18 protein-coding genes and 4 tRNA genes are annotated in these 17,563 nt (G+C 44.6%); 5 read left to right on the forward strand and 17 right to left on the reverse strand.

All coding sequences use genetic code 11. The annotated features are described in order from the left end of the window. Positions 1-7 precede the first annotated feature (7 nt). The 13 genes from L1D44_RS07135 to L1D44_RS07195 form a co-directional block, all read right to left on the reverse strand. A tRNA-Lys gene (locus tag L1D44_RS07135) sits at positions 8-83 on the reverse strand. Between the two features lie 41 nt (positions 84-124). After that, positions 125-200 (reverse strand) — tRNA-Lys (locus L1D44_RS07140). 41 nt (positions 201-241) lie between these two features. Next, positions 242-317, reverse strand: a tRNA-Lys gene (locus L1D44_RS07145). A gap of 41 nt (positions 318-358) precedes the next feature. Continuing rightward, positions 359-434, reverse strand: a tRNA-Lys gene (locus tag L1D44_RS07150). Positions 435-628: 194 nt separating this feature from the next. Then, complete coding sequence (ybgF, locus tag L1D44_RS07155; protein WP_220769723.1) at positions 629-1,354, reverse strand: tol-pal system protein YbgF; 726 nt, start codon at positions 1,352-1,354, stop codon at positions 629-631. Positions 1,355-1,378: 24 nt separating this feature from the next. Next, complete coding sequence (gene pal, locus L1D44_RS07160; protein WP_220769722.1) at positions 1,379-1,918, reverse strand: peptidoglycan-associated lipoprotein Pal; 540 nt, start codon at positions 1,916-1,918, stop codon at positions 1,379-1,381. Positions 1,919-1,942: 24 nt separating this feature from the next. Further along, positions 1,943-3,262, reverse strand: a complete 1,320-nt coding sequence (tolB, locus tag L1D44_RS07165) for a Tol-Pal system beta propeller repeat protein TolB (RefSeq protein WP_239889508.1) — start codon at positions 3,260-3,262, stop codon at positions 1,943-1,945. Between the two features lie 9 nt (positions 3,263-3,271). Continuing rightward, entirely contained in the window at positions 3,272-4,207 is a 936-nt protein-coding gene (gene tolA, locus L1D44_RS07170) for a cell envelope integrity protein TolA (RefSeq protein ID WP_239889509.1), read from the reverse strand. Then, positions 4,208-4,645, reverse strand: a complete 438-nt coding sequence (tolR, locus tag L1D44_RS07175) for a protein TolR (RefSeq protein WP_220769719.1) — start codon at positions 4,643-4,645, stop codon at positions 4,208-4,210. Next, a complete protein-coding gene (gene tolQ, locus L1D44_RS07180) occupies positions 4,645-5,334 on the reverse strand; it encodes a protein TolQ (protein ID WP_220769718.1) in 690 nt (229 codons plus the stop codon). Before tolQ ends, tolR begins: the two co-directional genes overlap by 1 nt. Then, positions 5,324-5,722 (reverse strand): tol-pal system-associated acyl-CoA thioesterase, encoded by a 399-nt coding sequence (gene ybgC / locus L1D44_RS07185; protein ID WP_220769717.1) that lies wholly within the window; start codon positions 5,720-5,722, stop codon positions 5,324-5,326. Before ybgC ends, tolQ begins: the two co-directional genes overlap by 11 nt. Positions 5,723-5,961: 239 nt before the next feature. Next, entirely contained in the window at positions 5,962-8,118 is a 2,157-nt protein-coding gene (locus L1D44_RS07190) for a prolyl oligopeptidase family serine peptidase (protein WP_239889510.1), read from the reverse strand. Positions 8,119-8,767: 649 nt separating this feature from the next. After that, a complete protein-coding gene (locus tag L1D44_RS07195) occupies positions 8,768-9,637 on the reverse strand; it encodes an OmpA family protein (RefSeq protein ID WP_239889511.1) in 870 nt (289 codons plus the stop codon). 140 nt (positions 9,638-9,777) lie between these two features. Between L1D44_RS07195 and rnt the strand changes: the two genes are divergently transcribed. After that, complete coding sequence (rnt, locus tag L1D44_RS07200) at positions 9,778-10,455, forward strand: ribonuclease T (protein ID WP_239889512.1); 678 nt, start codon at positions 9,778-9,780, stop codon at positions 10,453-10,455. Positions 10,456-10,576: 121 nt separating this feature from the next. Here the strand turns inward: rnt and L1D44_RS07205 are convergent, their stop codons facing one another. Continuing rightward, positions 10,577-11,182, reverse strand: coding sequence for a peroxiredoxin C (locus L1D44_RS07205; RefSeq protein ID WP_220767774.1), 606 nt, complete (start codon positions 11,180-11,182; stop codon positions 10,577-10,579). A gap of 316 nt (positions 11,183-11,498) precedes the next feature. Here L1D44_RS07205 and L1D44_RS07210 point away from each other — a divergent pair, with 316 nt between their 5' ends. Beyond that, positions 11,499-12,818, forward strand: coding sequence for a Na+/H+ antiporter family protein (locus L1D44_RS07210; protein ID WP_239889513.1), 1,320 nt, complete (start codon positions 11,499-11,501; stop codon positions 12,816-12,818). Between the two features lie 116 nt (positions 12,819-12,934). Here L1D44_RS07210 and upp read toward each other — a convergent pair whose 3' ends face one another. Further along, positions 12,935-13,561, reverse strand: a complete 627-nt coding sequence (gene upp, locus L1D44_RS07215; protein ID WP_202720057.1) for a uracil phosphoribosyltransferase — start codon at positions 13,559-13,561, stop codon at positions 12,935-12,937. Between the two features lie 221 nt (positions 13,562-13,782). On the opposite strand from upp, the gene purM reads away from it, so the two are divergent. From purM to L1D44_RS07230, 3 genes are all read left to right on the forward strand, one after another. Further along, positions 13,783-14,823, forward strand: coding sequence for a phosphoribosylformylglycinamidine cyclo-ligase (purM, locus tag L1D44_RS07220; RefSeq protein ID WP_239889514.1), 1,041 nt, complete (start codon positions 13,783-13,785; stop codon positions 14,821-14,823). Then, positions 14,823-15,467, forward strand: a complete 645-nt coding sequence (gene purN / locus L1D44_RS07225; protein ID WP_239889515.1) for a phosphoribosylglycinamide formyltransferase — start codon at positions 14,823-14,825, stop codon at positions 15,465-15,467. Before purM ends, purN begins: the two co-directional genes overlap by 1 nt. Before the next feature lie 488 nt (positions 15,468-15,955). Beyond that, the gene (locus tag L1D44_RS07230) at positions 15,956-17,014 is read left to right on the forward strand and encodes a BamA/TamA family outer membrane protein (RefSeq protein WP_239889516.1); all 1,059 of its coding nucleotides are present in this window, start codon (positions 15,956-15,958) and stop codon (positions 17,012-17,014) included. A 52-nt stretch (positions 17,015-17,066) separates the two neighbouring features. Here the strand turns inward: L1D44_RS07230 and L1D44_RS07235 are convergent, their stop codons facing one another. Next, on the reverse strand, positions 17,067-17,339 hold the full coding sequence (locus L1D44_RS07235) for a hypothetical protein (RefSeq protein ID WP_239889517.1): 273 nt from the start codon (positions 17,337-17,339) through the stop codon (positions 17,067-17,069). Then, positions 17,300-17,560 carry a hypothetical protein gene (locus tag L1D44_RS07240; RefSeq protein ID WP_239889518.1) on the reverse strand — a complete coding sequence of 87 codons (261 nt, stop codon included), beginning with the start codon at positions 17,558-17,560 and terminating at the stop codon, positions 17,300-17,302. The genes L1D44_RS07235 and L1D44_RS07240 overlap by 40 nt, the downstream gene beginning before the upstream one ends. Positions 17,561-17,563 lie beyond the last annotated feature (3 nt).

A 17,563-nucleotide genomic window follows, 5' to 3' on the forward strand; every position in this document is an offset into this window, starting at 1 on the left:
AGAAAAGTGGTGGGTCGTGAAGGATTCGAACCTTCGACCAATTGGTTAAAAGCCAACTGCTCTACCGACTGAGCTAACGACCCATCTGGTTTTGCTTCTACTTGTTTAGCCACTGGCAGAAAAGTGGTGGGTCGTGAAGGATTCGAACCTTCGACCAATTGGTTAAAAGCCAACTGCTCTACCGACTGAGCTAACGACCCATCTAGTTTTGCTTCTACTTGTTTAGCCACTGGCAGAAAAGTGGTGGGTCGTGAAGGATTCGAACCTTCGACCAATTGGTTAAAAGCCAACTGCTCTACCGACTGAGCTAACGACCCATCTGGTTTTGCTTCTACTTGTTTAGCCACTGGCAGAAAAGTGGTGGGTCGTGAAGGATTCGAACCTTCGACCAATTGGTTAAAAGCCAACTGCTCTACCGACTGAGCTAACGACCCATCTGGTATAACCTGTACCTTTAACTCACCGGTTAGTCAGACTAACTTTGTGGGTTAAGATACCCTCAAGCGACTCTCTCGCTCCGAGGGCGCCTATAATACCTTTTTCATCTTCGCATGCAAGCGCAAATTTCCCATTTCTCCTCGTTTGCATGAAAAACAATCTAAGGTTTTGTTTTCTGAATAAATGAGCATCAAAGTGCTGAAAGTTGCTGCAATGCAATTCGGGCTGCAGCGCTGTTAGCATATTCCTGGGTAACTTTTTGATAATAAGCTTTGGCTTTTGCTTTATCTCCGGTCTTTTCAGCGATCATGCCTAGCTTGACTAAACTTTCTCCACGCTTGCCAGAATCCTTGTATTTTTCAACAACGGTAGTAAAAGCTTTCGTCGCGCCAGCGAACTCATTCTTATTATAAAGTAACTGTCCTAACCAATAATTTGCATTAGGAGCATAGCTTGAGTTGGGGTAACGCTCAATAAATTGCGCAAACGCTGGAATGGCAGCTTCGTACTTCTTCTCTTTTAAGACTAAATTGACCGCTTGCTCATAGCTTGCGGTTTCACCTAGGCTCGATGACGTTGCAGGGCTTGCACTCGTCGTATCGACAACAACGGCCGCCGCAGATTTTGAAGAAAGGTTAGCGATGTCTTCATATAATTGACGTTGTCTTTGTAACATCTGTTCAATTTGATAAGACTGCTGCTCACTTAGGCCGCGTAAATCCAACACTTCCTGCTGAAGTGTTTCTAAACGCTGCTGCATTTGAAACTCAGTTTGTTGTTTAGCTTTAATAACTCGTTCTAAACGAGCAACTCTATCATCGGTAGAGCCACCAGCAATATCCTCAACCGGAGCAGGCGCTGCATAAGCAGAACCTGCAACTAGGATGATTGCCGCTGATAATACGGCATGTTTCATAAGGTAAACCTTTTACCTGTAAGATTAATAAACAAGTACTGCGCGACGGTTTTTCGCAAAACCTTCATCTGAGCGAGAGAAATCCATCGGCTTCTCTTCACCATAACTCACAATACTCATTTGGCTTGGCTGAACGCCCATGCCTTGCAAATATTTAGCAACGGCTTTAGCACGACGCTCACCTAGTGCGATGTTATATTCTGGAGTGCCGCGTTCATCCGCATGACCTTCAATCATCACTCGTACATTTGGATGCTCTACCAAGTAATCGCCATGTGCATTCAATACCTCAGCAAACTGCTGAGAAACCGAACTGCGGTCAAAGTCAAAATAGATGATGTGCTCTTTTCTCAACTCTTGGTACTTAAGGCGCTGCTGCTCTTCTGGGGTCAATACAGGTGCAACACCACCAGTTTCAACACCATTGTTAGCATATTCACTCGATGAAGAAGACTCGGTTGAGCTTGTTGCATCAGTTTCTGACTCAGAAGTAGAGCTACATGCACTGATAGCCATAATAGGAAGTACGACTAACATGGCTTTAAATAGCTTATTCAGATCCATTTTTTAAATCCTTAATCTTTATAGTTAGAGAAATGGTGACCAAGACGGTGATTTAACTTCACCCTGACCGACTGGCAATCTTGCTTTAAAACGTCCATCCATAGAAACTGCCGCCAACACTTGTTTGCCTTGGTAAGTTGTTCCATAAATAACCATGGTGCCATTTGGCGCCACGCTTGGTGATTCATCTAGACGAGTGCTAGTTAACACTTGCATGAATCGAGTTTCTAAATCCATACGAGCGATATTAAATTTACCATTAGTACGGTTTACAAAAATAATGCTGCGGCCATCCGGTGAAATCGAACCACCTAGGTTCCACTCACCTTCAAACGTTAAGCGAGAAATCTTACCCGAATCTAAGAAAACCCGATACAGTTGTGGACGCCCACCACGTTCAGAAGTAATAAGTAGTGAGTTACCATCAGGGAACCAAGACGGCTCAGTATCAATCGCGTAATGATTGGTCACTCGCTTAAGTGCCTTTGTTGCAATGTCGACCACATATACTTCAGGCTGACCATCTTTTGAAAGTGTTAATGCCAGTTTCTTACCATCAGGTGAAAAAACGGGTGCGCCATTAATACCATTAAAGCTAGTCACTTTGGTTCGTTGCTGAGTATAGATATTTTGTACAAACACCTCGGCTTTACGGTTCTCAAAACTTACGTACGCAAGACGCTGCCCATCAGGCGACCAAGAAGGTGACATCAATGGCTCAGGAGAGCGTAACAACATCTGCTCGTTATAACCATCATAATCAGCAATCATCAACTTATAAGGAGACTTCTCTCCATGATTGACAACAACATAAGCGATACGAGTCAAAAATGCTCCACGAATACCGGTTAGCTTCTCATAAACTATATCGCTGATACGATGACCATATTGACGGAACTGTGCGGCAGTAATAACCGTTTCTCGACTATCTATCACTAAATCTTTCGCAGATAAGTCAGACTGAAGCTGCGCTTTAACTAAGTCGATCAGTTCAAAACTGACCAAGTACTTATCACCACCATAAGGCTTAACAGAGCCCATTACCACGGCTTCAGCAGGCTGTGCCATCCAAGCAGAGGCATTAAACTGAGCCAAAGTACTAATGCCGCGCTGTGGCAAACTCAGTTCATCGGCTGGACTGAAAGTCCCGCTTCGCGCTAAGTCCGACATCACCACATCTGAGATCTGTGACGGCATAGGGCCTGTACCTTGCCAAACAAACGGAATAACAGCGATGGGTCTCGCCGCATCAACCCCCTCTGTAATGATAATATCTAATGCGGCCTTTACAGGCATACTGCAAATAAGTAGACCCGTCAGCAACCACTTCCCCAAATTCTTCATAAGACTCCTTTAGTCAAACTCAGGTTGAACTGTTAAATTAATTTCTTTTAGCTTGTTATAGACATCAGGTTCACTCGACACTGGTAACCTGCCCGCCTTATTAATCGCGGCCTTTGTTGCTCGGCAAACAACACTATCTCCATCGAGAGTTTGACTTGCTGTCACAAAACCATCATTAGCCAAGCGAATGAAGACCCTACAGCTCTTACCTCGCATGGACTCGTCAACCACTAGATTTCGCTGAATTGTCGCACGGATCATCGAGGTATAACGCTGCACCTCAGTCATCACCTGCTTATTACGGGTTTGAGACAGTGCCGCTTGCTCAGCAGCCAGCGCCTCTTGCATCATCTGCTCTTGCTCGCGCCTTGCTTGCTCTTCCGCTTTACGTTTACGTTCAGCTTCAGCTTTGCGTTTACGCTCCTCTTCTGCTTTCTTAGCTGCCGCTTCTTCAGCTTTACGTTTCTCTTCGGCCTTTCTAGCTGCTTCTTCAGAAGCTTTACGTTCCTTCTCTTTCTGCTTTCGCTCCGCTTCTGCTTTCGCCGCTTTCTCTCTTTCCTGCTTCTGCTTCAGCTGAGCAGCTTTTGCGTCATCGGCCGCACGTTTCGTTTCAATCTCTTTTTGCTTGCGTTCTTGCTCAAGCTTTTTGATTCGAGCCTGTTCGCGTTCACGCTCTTTTCGCGCTTCACGTACTTTTCTGTCGGCCTCATCTTGGCGAGCTTTCTCTTTACGTTCAGCTTCGCGTTTTTCAGCTTTTAGCTTCTCGACATGCTCTGCCACTTTTTTCTGATCGACCACGACCGCTTGAACCGCTGGCGCACTAGCTTGAGGCTGTGGTTTAGGCTTTTCAGAAAAATCCACACCTAAGGCAAGAATAACTATCACGCCAATATGAATTCCAGCTGAAATAACAACTGGAAGCGTTAAATCAGATTTAGCCGCCACTTAGTTGTCCTCCGGCGAATCTGTCATTAATCCCACCGAAGGTACGCCTGCTCCTTGCAAAGTCACCATCAGTTGGATCACTTTTTCATAGGGAATGGAACGGTCGGCTTTAACAACAACCGGACGCTCTGGCTCTAATTGAATAATCGCCCCCACACGTACAGCTACTTCATCTAACTCTAAGGCTTCTTTGCTGCTTGAGCTGCCCACATCTAAATAATACTCACCCATCGCATCAATCGATGCGACAACCGGAGGCTTACTATCGGCAGGTAGAGTCTCCGCAGCCCCTTGAGGTAGATCGACTTTCACCCCTTGAGTGACAATCGGTGCCGTTACCATAAAAATAATCAGCAGTACCAACATCACATCGATATAGGGCACCACGTTAATCTCAGCGACCGGACGACGGCGCTTCCTCTGGTAGCCTTGATGCATTATGCCTGTTCCTTCTCGCTGTACGCTTGACGGTGCAAAATGCTTGAAAACTCTTCCATAAAGTTGGCGTAAGACATTTCAATCTTTTCAACTTGCGTAGAGAAACGGTTATAAGCGATAACGGCTGGGATAGCAGCAAATAGACCCATAGCGGTTGCGATCAAAGCTTCTGCAATACCTGGTGCAACCATGGCTAGCGTGGCGTTTTCCACCGCACCTAATGCGATAAAGGAGTTCATGATCCCCCATACAGTACCAAATAGACCAATGTATGGACTGGTAGAGCCGATAGTCGCTAATAAAGGGAGATGAGTTTCAAGTTTTTCTAACTCACGCGACAAAGAAACACGCATCGCACGATAGCTACCGTCCATTACAGCTTCTGGCACGCGGCCATTTAACTTACTTAAACGCGCATACTCTTTAAAGCCGGTAACAAATAGAGATGACAGGCCTGAATTGCTGTCTTGTCTCGCTGACAATTCTTGATAAAGCTTGTTCAAGTCAACACCCGACCAAAACTTATCTTCAAACTTGAGCGCTTCTTTCTTTGCTGCTGTTAACAATCTGCGACGCTGAATAATCACCGCCCAAGAAGCAATCGACAAGCCTAATAACGTCAGCATGACTAACTTAACTAATAGGCTTGCTTGTAAAAATAATCCAATAAAAGAAATATCAGCTTCCACCTTTAAACTCCTGCGCAATATGTTGGGGAATGGCTTTGGGTCTCATACGTGATAGTGCAACACAGGCAACAACAATGTCAGCCTCACAATACACCACACCTTGCTCATCAATTAAACGTTGCTCAAATACCAATGAGGCCTTCTTAAGTTCTATGACCTTAGTTTCTACAATAAGGTTCTGTTCAAAGCGTGCGGCCTTACAAAAATCCAATTCTGCACGTTTAACTACAAACGCAGTGTCTTGGGCTAATAAGGCTGTTTGACTGATCTCCATAGCACGCAGCCACTCGGTTCGCGCGCGCTCAAAAAACTTTAAGTAATTTGAGTGATAAACAACGCCACCTGCGTCCGTGTCTTCATAGTAAACCGAAATAGGCCAACGAAACATAAACAGTAACTGCCAATTGATGAGATAAAATAGAGGCCTACTATACCTAGTAGGTATGCAATTGTGAATCGCGATATGTGATAAGCAATGCGCATCTTCATAAAATTTTGTTAATCGACTTTCATCTTTGTTGCATATATATCCAAGGCCATAATTCATGTAGAAAGCATAAGCTCAAATTAGCTAGAGAAACAAAAAAGGGAAGCCGAGGCTCCCCTTTTTAAATCGTCATATTTTATTTACTCTGTGATTTTTGCTGGGATCTGCAGCCCAAAGTTATGCCAAAGGAAACTGTAGATATCGGCAAACTCATCAATCTTCATTGAAGTAGGCTTACCCGCGCCATGACCCGCTTTTGATTCAATTCGCATAATTACAGGTGCATCGCCTTGCTGCTTTTCTTGCATCATGGCACCAAACTTAAAGCTATGCAGTGGCACAACACGGTCGTCATGATCCGCGGTCATCACCATAGTCGCAGGATAGGCTTGGGCTTTCACATTGTGATATGGCGAATAAGCATAGAGTGCAGGAAACTGCTCGGCGTTATCGGCACTACCATATTCGCTGGTCCATGCCCAGCCGATGGTAAACTTCTGAAAGCGCAACATATCCAACACACCAACCGCTGGTAGAACCGCTGCAAACAGCTCTGGACGCTGGGTCAAGGTAGCCCCCATCAATAGGCCACCATTACTACGACCATAGGCTCCAAGCTTCGACGAGTTAGTGTAATCCTCCTCGATCAGGTACTCCGCCGCGGCATAATAGTCATCAAACACATTTTGCTTCTTATCGAACATCCCCGCTTGGTGCCAGCTTTCACCGTACTCGGCGCCACCACGTAGGTTTGGCACAGCATAGACCCCTCCCATATCCATCCATGCAATGTTGGCAGGGCTAAAACGCGGCGTCATAGAAATGGCAAAACCACCGTAGGCATATAGCAGAGTTGGGTTTTGACCATCTTTTTTCATCCCTTTCTTATAAGAGATCATCATAGGCACTTTTGTACCATCTTTGCTGGTATAGAAGACCTGTTCCGAGGTGTAATCACTTGGGTTAAATGAAACTTCAGGCTTTGAGTAAATACTCGACTCACCGGTTTTAAAGTCAAACTTATAGGTCGTTTGTGGCTGAACGTAACTATTAAAAACATAGTAGAAATAGTCTTTACTGCGTTTACCGTAAGGACCTGCAATCTTGCCTTTACCTGGTAACGTCACATCTTGACGCTTATCGCCATTCATATTGTAAATTGTCAGTTTACCTAATACGTCATGCAGATAGCTCACCACAATATGATCATTAACGATAGCGATGTTACTAATTGGATCTTTAAGCTCAGGAACTATCGTCTTCCAATTATCTTTGCCACTATTATTGACATCAACCGCAATCACCTTACCGTTGGGCGCGTTATAGTCGGTTTTAAAATAAAAAACGGCGCCATCGTTGCCGATAAAATTGTACTCGGCTTCAAGGTTAGGGATCAGTTCTACCACTTGGGCTTGCGGATCAGTCAATGACTTATAAAAGAAACGGTTTCGACTGTCAGTGCCTTGAGAAATATACAGCAACAAGTAGTCACCCTTCTCCGAGACTTCGATACCAAAACCCCAATCTTTATTCTGAGGTCTTTCATAAACTAGGGTATCGTCACTTTGCGCGCTGCCGATCTTATGAAAATACACTTTTTGATTAAAGTTAACATCGGCTAGGGCGTTGCCGCCTTCCGGCGCATCATAACGTGCATAGTAGACGCCAGTGTTATCGTGATTCCAAACCGCGCTAGAGAATTTTATCCAGTCAAGCTCATCGGCTAACTTCTTACCAGTAGCGACATCGATAAAGTGCCATGCCTGCCAGTCTGAACCGGACTTAGAGATCCCATAAGCCAAGGTTTTACCATCATCACTGACCGACACGCCTGACAAAGCCACGGTTCCATCATCAGAAAAACTGTTAGGATCGAGAACCACTCTTGCCTCACCATCGCCACCCTTAACGTAGAGAACGGATTGCGCTTGCAAGCCATCGTTACGGTAATAGAAGGTATTGTCACCTTTCTCGAACGGTGCTGAAATTTTTTCAAAATTCCAAAGCTCAGTAATTCGATCAACAATGGCTTGCTTGTTTTCAATATTAGCCAAATAGGCATGGCCCGCTTTTTGTTGTTCACTAACCCATTTATGGGTCTGTTTGGACTCGATCTCTAGATAGCGGTAGGGATCAGCAACCTCTACGCCATGGATCGTTTCAACCACACCACTCGCATTACTCTTAACGGCAATCGCAGATTCTTCTACCTTGGGTTGTGACTGGCAACCCACCACAGCTAAGCCTAAGCCAATGGCTAACAAATGCTTTTTAGTTAGTATCGAATGAATTCGCATTTTTTATCCCTGATTAATTGACTCTTCGAATTTAGTGAGCCTTCTGTTTCTATCGTTAGTTTTTATAATTAGATAATCTTATTTTTAATTGTTTTAACACTAACACCTTCTTCACAGGGCACTATACAAACTAAAAAAAAACATCGCAAAGTTTGTTTCAATATTGTTTTTGCTAAATAGACTTAGCAACTGTTAATAATTTAGCAACATAGATAAATTAAATATCATGCAAAACTCAACACAAAACGTGACTCTCCCCGCAATATTAGGGGGTTCCGTATCTTTTAGCAGCAAACCGACAAGCGACTCGCATTAGCAAAACTAATGTCAAATACTAATTATTCTAGTTTGTCACTCCTGAACGCCAGGCCTATAATTCGTCTCGTTTTCAGGAAGTGTCTGCTTAGCAGATTCGGAAACAAAGAACTCTTAAACTTTCGTGGTCTTCCACGGGAGTTATATCCCTGGTTCTTATGCTTGACTTCCTTCCTTCAATTTGTTGATTGCAATGATTTATTTTTGCGGCCCGCTTACCTTGTAAGCGGGCTTTTTTTTATTTTAAAGTTGGCTGATGACTCCTGACGGCGACAAATTTCAGCCACAAAAAAGCCCAGCGATTAAGCTAGGCTCTTCAGAGTTTCATGGTTGGCTAGAGTGGTTTACTAATTCTAATCACGACCCTACGGTTTCGCGCCCGCTCATCAATCGTCTCGTTAGACGCGACATGCCTCCTCTCGCCGTGACCGAGTGTATGAATACGATTTTGGCCAATCCCACTGGCTACAAAAAATTCCTTCACCGAATCTGCGCGTTTTTCAGATACTTTTTGATTCACGCTACGACCGCCATAGCTATCTGTATAGGCATCGATCAGAACCAAGTCAACATTTTGGTCGTAAGCTAAATATTCTTGTACTCTTGCAATCTGTGACTTTGCATAACGAGTTAACTCTGTACCACCAGATTCATAGGTTAGTACCGTAAAGGCGATATCCTCGAACGAATAGGGTAATAACGAAGACAAACACGACTTAAACTCTGCATATTGGCGTCTAAAGTTCACCGCCGAGAGACCGACCGCGATCTTATTCGCTTCATTATACCAATCGGCATAATAGAAAGTTGGTTGCATACCACTTTCTAACTCCGCAAGCATTGACCAAGCGGCGTTACGTGGAACTTCTCCACTAAAGTACTTCTGATAAGTGAGCTCGGTGATCTCTTTTGACAGCACTCCCGGGCGCCAAGCTGGAGCCATGCTCATCAACTTAGCTTGAGTAACCTGATCGGGCTTAACCCACATATCTAGGGTGAAGTTCAAGTTATGATCTTTACCAGCCCGACTGGTAAACACCGCTTTACCATAGGCAGGAATATCGTGCTCAAGGCGACACATTATTGGATTATTACCACTTAAACGCCACTGCGACTCCTCTAAAGAAGCGACATACTGCCTCAGCTCTGCATTCACAAAAAATGGCAGGCACAATAATGATGCTAAAATAACCCTAAGCCGCATAAAATTACTCTCTAAATTTGTATCACCCCTTTCTATCGGCAAAGATTTATCTTTCTTTAGCCTATAAAACAACCAAACGCACATGACAGTGAATATCAGTTGCAGCATAATAGGCGCCTGCACACTTTTGGGAAATTTTAATGACTGACACTTTTGACCCTAATTTAATGAAAAACCGCTTTAGAGGGTATTTCCCAGTGGTCATCGATGTTGAAACCGCGGGTTTTAACGCGAAAACTGATGCACTTTTAGAAATTGCAGTCAGCATGCTAAAAATGGACGAAGACGGCGTTCTCGGGCTTGATAAAACGCTCCATTTTAATATTGAGCCATTCGAAGGTGCAAATCTTGAGCCTGAAGCGTTGGCTTTTACCGGTATCGACCCAACCAACCCACTCCGTGGTGCCGTCAGTGAGAAAGAAGCCTTTTTAGAGATCTTTAAAGAAGTCAAAAAAGCACAAAAAGCGGCAGGTTGTCATCGCAGTATTATTGTTGCTCATAATGCGTCTTTCGATCACGGCTTTGTCACCCAAGCTATTGAGCGTAATAGCCTAAAGCGTACACCATTTCACCCTTTTGCCACCTTTGATACCGCGACATTAGCGGGATTAGCAATTGGGCACACTGTACTAGCAAAAGCCTGCGCGATGGCGGGGATCCCCTTCGATAACCGTGAAGCCCACTCAGCGCTATATGATACCGAGCGCACCGCAGAGTTATTCTGCCTGATTGTGAACCGCTGGAAAGCACTTGGTGGCTGGCCTTTTATTGCTGATGAAGCGCAAACAGAGAAACCTCTGGACACGATTGAGCCTTAAGCTTTCTAGATAAGTCTCTCAAGCGTCAACTGACCTTATAACGGGACAAACGATAGAAACAAAAAAGCTGCGATTAACGCAGCTTTTTTTATGCATTCTAACTTACAATTTCATTAAGAAATTATAGTGAATCAGCATTGTCTGTTAAGTAAGAAGCTACGCCTTCTGGGCTTGCATCCATACCTTTGTCACCCTTTTCCCAACCCGCTGGGCAAACGTCACCGTGATCTTCGTGGAATTGAAGTGCATCAACCATACGGATCATTTCATCAACGTTACGACCTAATGGAAGATCGTTAACCACTTGGTGACGAACTTGACCTTCTTTGTCGATTAGGAAAGAGCCACGGAATGCAACACCCGCTTCTGGATGCTCTACATCGTAAGCTTTACAGATCTCGTGCTTAACGTCAGCAACTAGCGTGTATTGAACTTGGCCAATACCGCCCTTGTCTACTGGTGTGTTACGCCACGCGTTATGAGTAAACTGAGAGTCGATTGAAACACCGATAACTTCAACGCCACGCTTCTTAAACTCGTCCATGCGGTGATCGAAAGCGATCAGCTCTGATGGACACACGAAAGTGAAGTCAAGTGGGTAGAAGAATACTACAGCTGGTTTTCCTTTAATTGCTTCTGATAGGGTAAAGCTATCAACAATCTCACCATTGCCTAGTACTGCAGCAGCTGTAAAATCAGGGGCCGGGCGGCCTACTAATACGCTCATTTTATTTCTCCATCTATGGATTGCTAAAAACGCTGTTTCGTTTTAAATCTAAAGCATTATAGGCAGTGTATTTCTTTGCACAAGCTATTTGAGAACAATATCACCTTTTTAAATGAACATTTGATTAACCGATTACAGTCTGAACAATAACACCAAATCCCCACATTACCATTCACACTTTATTTTCATGTTTAGCTACAGCTAATTCACAAACCAGACTGAATTCAAGATATAGCTTGCTGATGCTGGACATCTGGGGCTGTAACAGGCAAAAATGACGTCAACTCGAAAATATAAGAAATAGATTAATCATATTATGAATGCTGTTGTCATTTCCGTTTGCTTAATGCTGGGATTAAGCCTTGCAAGAGTGAACGTCGTTATCGCGCTAACCATTAGTGCACTGGTTGCCGGTATCGTGGGTGGCATGAGCCTCCAAGATACGGTCGATGCTTTTAATACTGGCCTTGGTGGCGGCGCGCAGATCGCTTTGAGCTACGCCCTTCTTGGCGCCTTTGCAGTTGCCCTTTCACATTCAGGTCTAACAACACTGATCTCACGAAAGGTGATCTCCAGCTTAGGCAAAGAACAATCTCAAACCAACTTAAATCGCGTTCGTTGGGGGTTACTCATTGCCGTTTTGGCCATGGCCGTTTCTTCACAGAACATTTTGCCAATCCATATTGCGTTTATTCCTATTTTAATCCCACCTCTGCTACATGTGATGTCTAAGCTTCATTTAGATAGACGATTGGTTGCTTGTGTACTGACTTTTGGTTTGGTCACAACTTACATGATCTTACCTGTCGGTTTTGGCGGTATTTTCTTGAATGATATTTTGCTTGCCAACTTAAAGAGTAACGGTTTGGATGCCACCCTAGGTCAAATCCCATCAGCAATGATGCTACCCGCTCTAGGTATGATTGCAGGTTTACTGGTTGCGGTATTTATCTCCTACAGAAAGCCAAGAGAATATAAAGAAGAACTGATTTTACAAGCTGAACCTGAAGAGGGGTTAAATCGCCGTAATATTATTATTGCGCTGATAGCGGTAGTCGCGACCTTAGCAACTCAAGTCTACACAGGTTCGATGATTTTTGGTGCCCTTGTTGGTTTTATCATCTTCAGTTTTTCCGGTGCTTTGAGCCATGTTGCAGACCAAGATGTATTTAACCAAGGCGTTCGCATGATGGCCAATATTGGTTTTATCATGATTTCTGCCGCAGGTTTTGCAGCGGTTGTGAAAGAAACCGGTGATGTGATGAATCTCGTTGCATCACTCAGTGACATCATTGGTGATAACAAAGCCCTTGCCGCTTTCCTGATGTTGGTCGTTGGCTTATTAATCACCATGGGAATTGGCTCATCCTTCTCTACGATCCCAATTATCGCGACAATTTATGTACCTTTAGCCTTAAGCTTTGGTTTCTCTGTCGCTGCAACTATCGCATTAGTCGGTACCGCTGCTGCGCTGGGTGATGCAGGCTCTCCAGCATCAGATTCGACATTGGGCCCAACAGCAGGCCTTAATGCCGATGGTCAGCATGACCATATTCAGGACAGCGTGATCCCAACCTTTATTCACTACAATATTCCGCTATTAGTATTTGGTTGGATAGCAGCTATGGTGCTGTAAGCTAGATTTATAGCAGGTTATAGTCAAAGTAAAAGAACTTGATGTAGCTGGTTTAGAGCTGAAAATAAAAAAGGAGCCATTTGGCTCCTTTTTTATAATAGGATTCAGACTAAAGCTTATTTAGTACCGAAAATCTTATCACCCGCATCACCAAGACCAGGTAGGATATAACCTTGCTCGTTTAGGCAGTCATCAATTGACGCGGTATAAAGCTCGATATCAGGATGCGCTTTCTCAAGTGCAGCAACACCTTCTGGTGCAGCTACGAGTACGAGTGCTTTAATCGCTGTACAACCGCGCTCTTTTAGTAGGTCGATAGTAGAGATCATCGAACCACCAGTCGCAAGCATTGGATCAACCACTAGCGCCATACGCTCAGGCATGTTGCTTGCTAGTTTTTCAAAGTATGGAACTGGCTCAAGTGTCTCTTCGTCACGGTAAATACCAACAACAGAGATACGCGCACTCGGAACGTGCTCTAATACGCCATCCATCATACCAAGGCCTGCACGTAAGATAGGTACTACCGTAACCTTCTTACCTTTGATCTGTTCAATTTCAACAGGACCATTCCAACCTTCGATAGTGACTTTTTCTGTTTCAAAGTCAGCCGTTGCTTCATATGTTAGTAAACTGCCCACTTCTGCCGCTAGTTCGCGAAAACGCTTGGTACTGATATTAGCTTCGCGCATTAATCCAATTTTATGACGGACTAAAGGATGTTTAACTTCAACGACTTTCATCTTGTTCTCCTAGTTTTCTAACGTATTTTTTACGGTAAATTTTAACGATTTTAGTAGATTTGTTCGCGTAGGCAAACTTAAAGTTTCAAAAAGGCGGCAAATCGTGACCTCTGTCGCTAAGTTTATTGAAAAACTTAGCTTTCGACGCTAACCACAAGCTGGTAGAATGGCGCCGCATAAAATCCTATAACAATCTATACCCGTACCCGAAGAGGATCTCCGTGAGCACTCCTACTACCCCACTAAGCTATAAAGATGCAGGCGTTGATATCGATGCCGGAAATGCACTAGTTAACAACATTAAGTCAGCAGTAAAACGTACCCGCCGTCCAGAAGTAATGGGCAACCTAGGTGGTTTTGGTGCACTTTGTGAGCTACCAACTAAGTATAAGCATCCAGTACTGGTTTCTGGTACTGACGGTGTTGGCACTAAGCTACGCCTTGCTATCGACTATAAGAAACACGATAACGTCGGTGTTGATTTAGTTGCCATGTGTTCAAACGATCTCATCGTTGCAGGTGCAGAGCCACTGTTCTTCCTAGACTACTACGCAACAGGCAAACTCGATGTTGAAGTTGCCACCGCCGTTGTAAAAGGAATTGCTGAAGGCTGTGTACAATCAGGCTGTGCATTAATTGGCGGTGAAACTGCTGAAATGCCAGGCATGTACGAAGGCGAAGACTACGACCTAGCAGGTTTCTGTGTTGGTGTTGTAGAGAAAGAAGAAATCATCGACGGCACTAAAGTGCAAGACGGTGATGCGCTTATCGCATTAGCTTCAAGCGGTCCTCATTCAAATGGTTTCTCACTTATCCGCAAGGTATTAGAAGTGAGCAAGGCTGATCCTGAGCAAGAACTGGCAGGTAAACCTCTGATCGACCATTTACTAGAACCTACAAAAATTTACGTTAAATCTCTGCTTAAGTTACTTGAACAGCATGATGTTCACGCAATGTCGCACATTACAGGTGGTGGCTTCTGGGAAAACATTCCACGCGTACTACCAGATGATTGCAAAGCAGTGGTTAACAGCGACTCATGGCAATGGCCAGTCGTATTTAACTGGTTGATGGAAAACGGCAACATTTCACAATTTGAAATGTACCGCACCTTCAACTGTGGTGTTGGTATGGTTGTCGCCCTACCAGCAGACAAAGTCGATTCAGCCTTAACACTGCTAAATGCAGAAGGTGAAAACGCATGGTTAATCGGTAGCATTGCCAAGCGTAACGGCGAAGAAGAGCAAGTGGAGATCCTGTAATGCCCCAGAGTTGTCGCGTTTTAGTATTAATTTCAGGTAACGGCAGTAATTTACAAGCCATTATCGATGGTTGCGATGATAACCTTCAAGCGGAAGTTGTTGGTGTCATCAGTAATAAGCCAGACGCCTACGGATTAGTTCGCGCTCATCACAACGAGATTGATACCAGCTGCGTGATAGCTCACACAGGTGAAACTAGACAAGAGTACGATGCTCGCTTGCTTAAAGCGATAGAAAAGTACCAGCCAGATCTTGTGGTCTTAGCAGGCTTTATGCGCATTTTAAGTGACGAGTTTGTACAGCGTTTCGAAGGTAAGATGGTTAACATCCACCCTTCTCTCTTGCCTAAATATACAGGTTTGAACACCCACCAACGCGCAATCGATGCAAAAGATACTGAACATGGCGCAAGCGTACACTTTGTGACGCCAGAGCTAGATTCAGGCCCGGTTATTTTGCAAGCTAAGGTTCCCGTTTATGACGACGATACTGCCGAAACATTAGCAGAACGAGTTCATGAACAGGAGCATGCCATTTACCCGCTTGTGGTTAAATGGTTCAGCCAGCAACGTCTAGCGATGGTTGATGGCGTTGTTCGGCTTGATGGCCAAGCTCTTCCTGCTAACGGCTACGCTGCGGATTAACGCAGCCCACGCCATAAGCTTACCCCCCGAAAACGCCAGTAGCTAAACACTACTGGCTTTTTTATATTATCTGTTGCGTCGCGGCCGCAGCTATTAGTACTTAGTCCTTGGAACAGTTCTTAGAAAACACCCGATCAATATGAGTGTAATGCTGCCGTTTAAGCACCTCTTCATGCTCTCGCATCACACGAACCCGTTATTTGCCAAATAACCGTGCTAACATAAAAGCAACAATCTCACATTTTATCGGGGGATAGATGCTCAAGAAGCCATTGGAAATTTATCTATTAAGCCTATTTTTTTCAATAAGCTTGAGCTTTTCTGCCCACAGTAGCGAGAGACAAACGATAGAGCCTCAGAGTACCGAAAAACAGAATACCAAAAAACAGAGTACCGAAAAAAAAAGCGCTGACAACCATAGCACTAAGAGCCAAAGCCCCCATCAAAACGTACAGTCACATACAAACAATACAACGGGAAGTTATGGAATGAACAATCTCATTCCTGAGTGGCAACCCGACTTAAGAGAGCAAGATACGCGGTTTAAGGCGCAAAAAGGTGACTTCGTTGCCGTGCCTATTCCTATAGTCGATCCCACCATAGGCTCAGGTCTAGTCATTGCTGGAGCTTACTACTATGGACAGACTGACGCTGAAAAGGCCTATCAGCCCGCTTCCAGTACTCAAGCTGTTGCCGCATACACAGATAACGACAGCTACGCCTATGGGCTGATGCAACAAAACTACTGGGACGAAGACAGATGGCGATTCTCAGGTACCGCAGCCTATGTCTCTTTAAAATTAACCCTATTAGACGAAGCATACACTGACGGTGACTTTGGACTCGACTGGAATATCAAAGGCACCCTTTTAAAGGGGCAATTACTGCGTAGCATTGCACAAAATTGGTATCTTGGTGCGCAGTTAAGGTTAATCGACAACGAACAGCTTATATCTGGATCCTCGCAAGGCGATAAGTTTAGCGGCAACAGCGAAGATGACACGGGTGAGGCCAAAGCCAATGGTAGCGGCTTACTATTGCAATATGATAGCCGAGATAACCAAACTAACGCCTACTCGGGACAAAGATTTGAACTCGATGCCATGTTCAATGATGAGTTTCTCGGAAGCAGCAATACCTACCAATCTTATCAGGCACGCTACCGCTATTACCATCAGCTATTTGAACCTTTCGTATTGGGTTTTGAAGCGAGAGCCTGTGGTAAATATGGCCAAGCCCCTTTGTGGGATTACTGTACCTTAAACCTTAGAGGCTTCTCTGCAACCAAGTACCTAAATAAAGCATCGACATCGGGTCAAGTGGAAGCGCGTTGGAAGGTATGGGGAGACTTAGGTCTAGTGGCATTTGTAGGCTCAGGTTATAGCGCCGACAAAATTAAAGATCTATTTGATAAAGAGAGGATCGACAGTTACGGTGTGGGCCTAAGATATATGGTACTTGATTCTCAGCGGGTGAATTTAAGAGTGGATTATGCTCGTTCAGGAACTAACGATGCTCTATATCTTTCGGTAGCAGAGGCGTTTTAACGAAGTCCTAGAGGCAGGCTAAACTACAGCGAACCTCCATCATAGGACTCACTTACTTGACGCTATAGCCTTTGCCCTCAAGACAGGCGGCACGTGCTTTAAAATAGTTTTCAGAGCCTTGGGCATTAGTCGCCGCTGCTTGAGCCTGTGCATGTTGTTCGGCTTTTGCTTGCTGCTCCGCCTGCTGTATATTTGCCCGTCGACTTTGACGACGTGCAGCAACCGCTCCAATCATGGCACCATTTTCTGCGGCGTCACTGCGATCATCATCTCCCACTTCAGCAATTACCGCCCCGGCTGCAGCGCCAGCCATTGCCCCCCGCATGCAGAACCTCTATCCGCCCCGGCAGGCTCGACCGATGCCGCCTCCTCACTCACACTGGTAACCTCATTAGGGTTATATCCAGTTTGCTCAATAGCCCACTTATTACAACTCGCTTCATCGCTCGCCTGTTGTTGTGGTGACTGTCCTTTTTCTGGGAATACATATTGCTCTGCATAAACAGATGTAACAGCCAGCACACTCAATAAGGTCCCAATACTCAACTG

Source organism: Shewanella sp. Isolate13, from assembly GCF_022398325.1.
Taxonomy (GTDB): Bacteria; Pseudomonadota; Gammaproteobacteria; order Enterobacterales; family Shewanellaceae; genus Shewanella.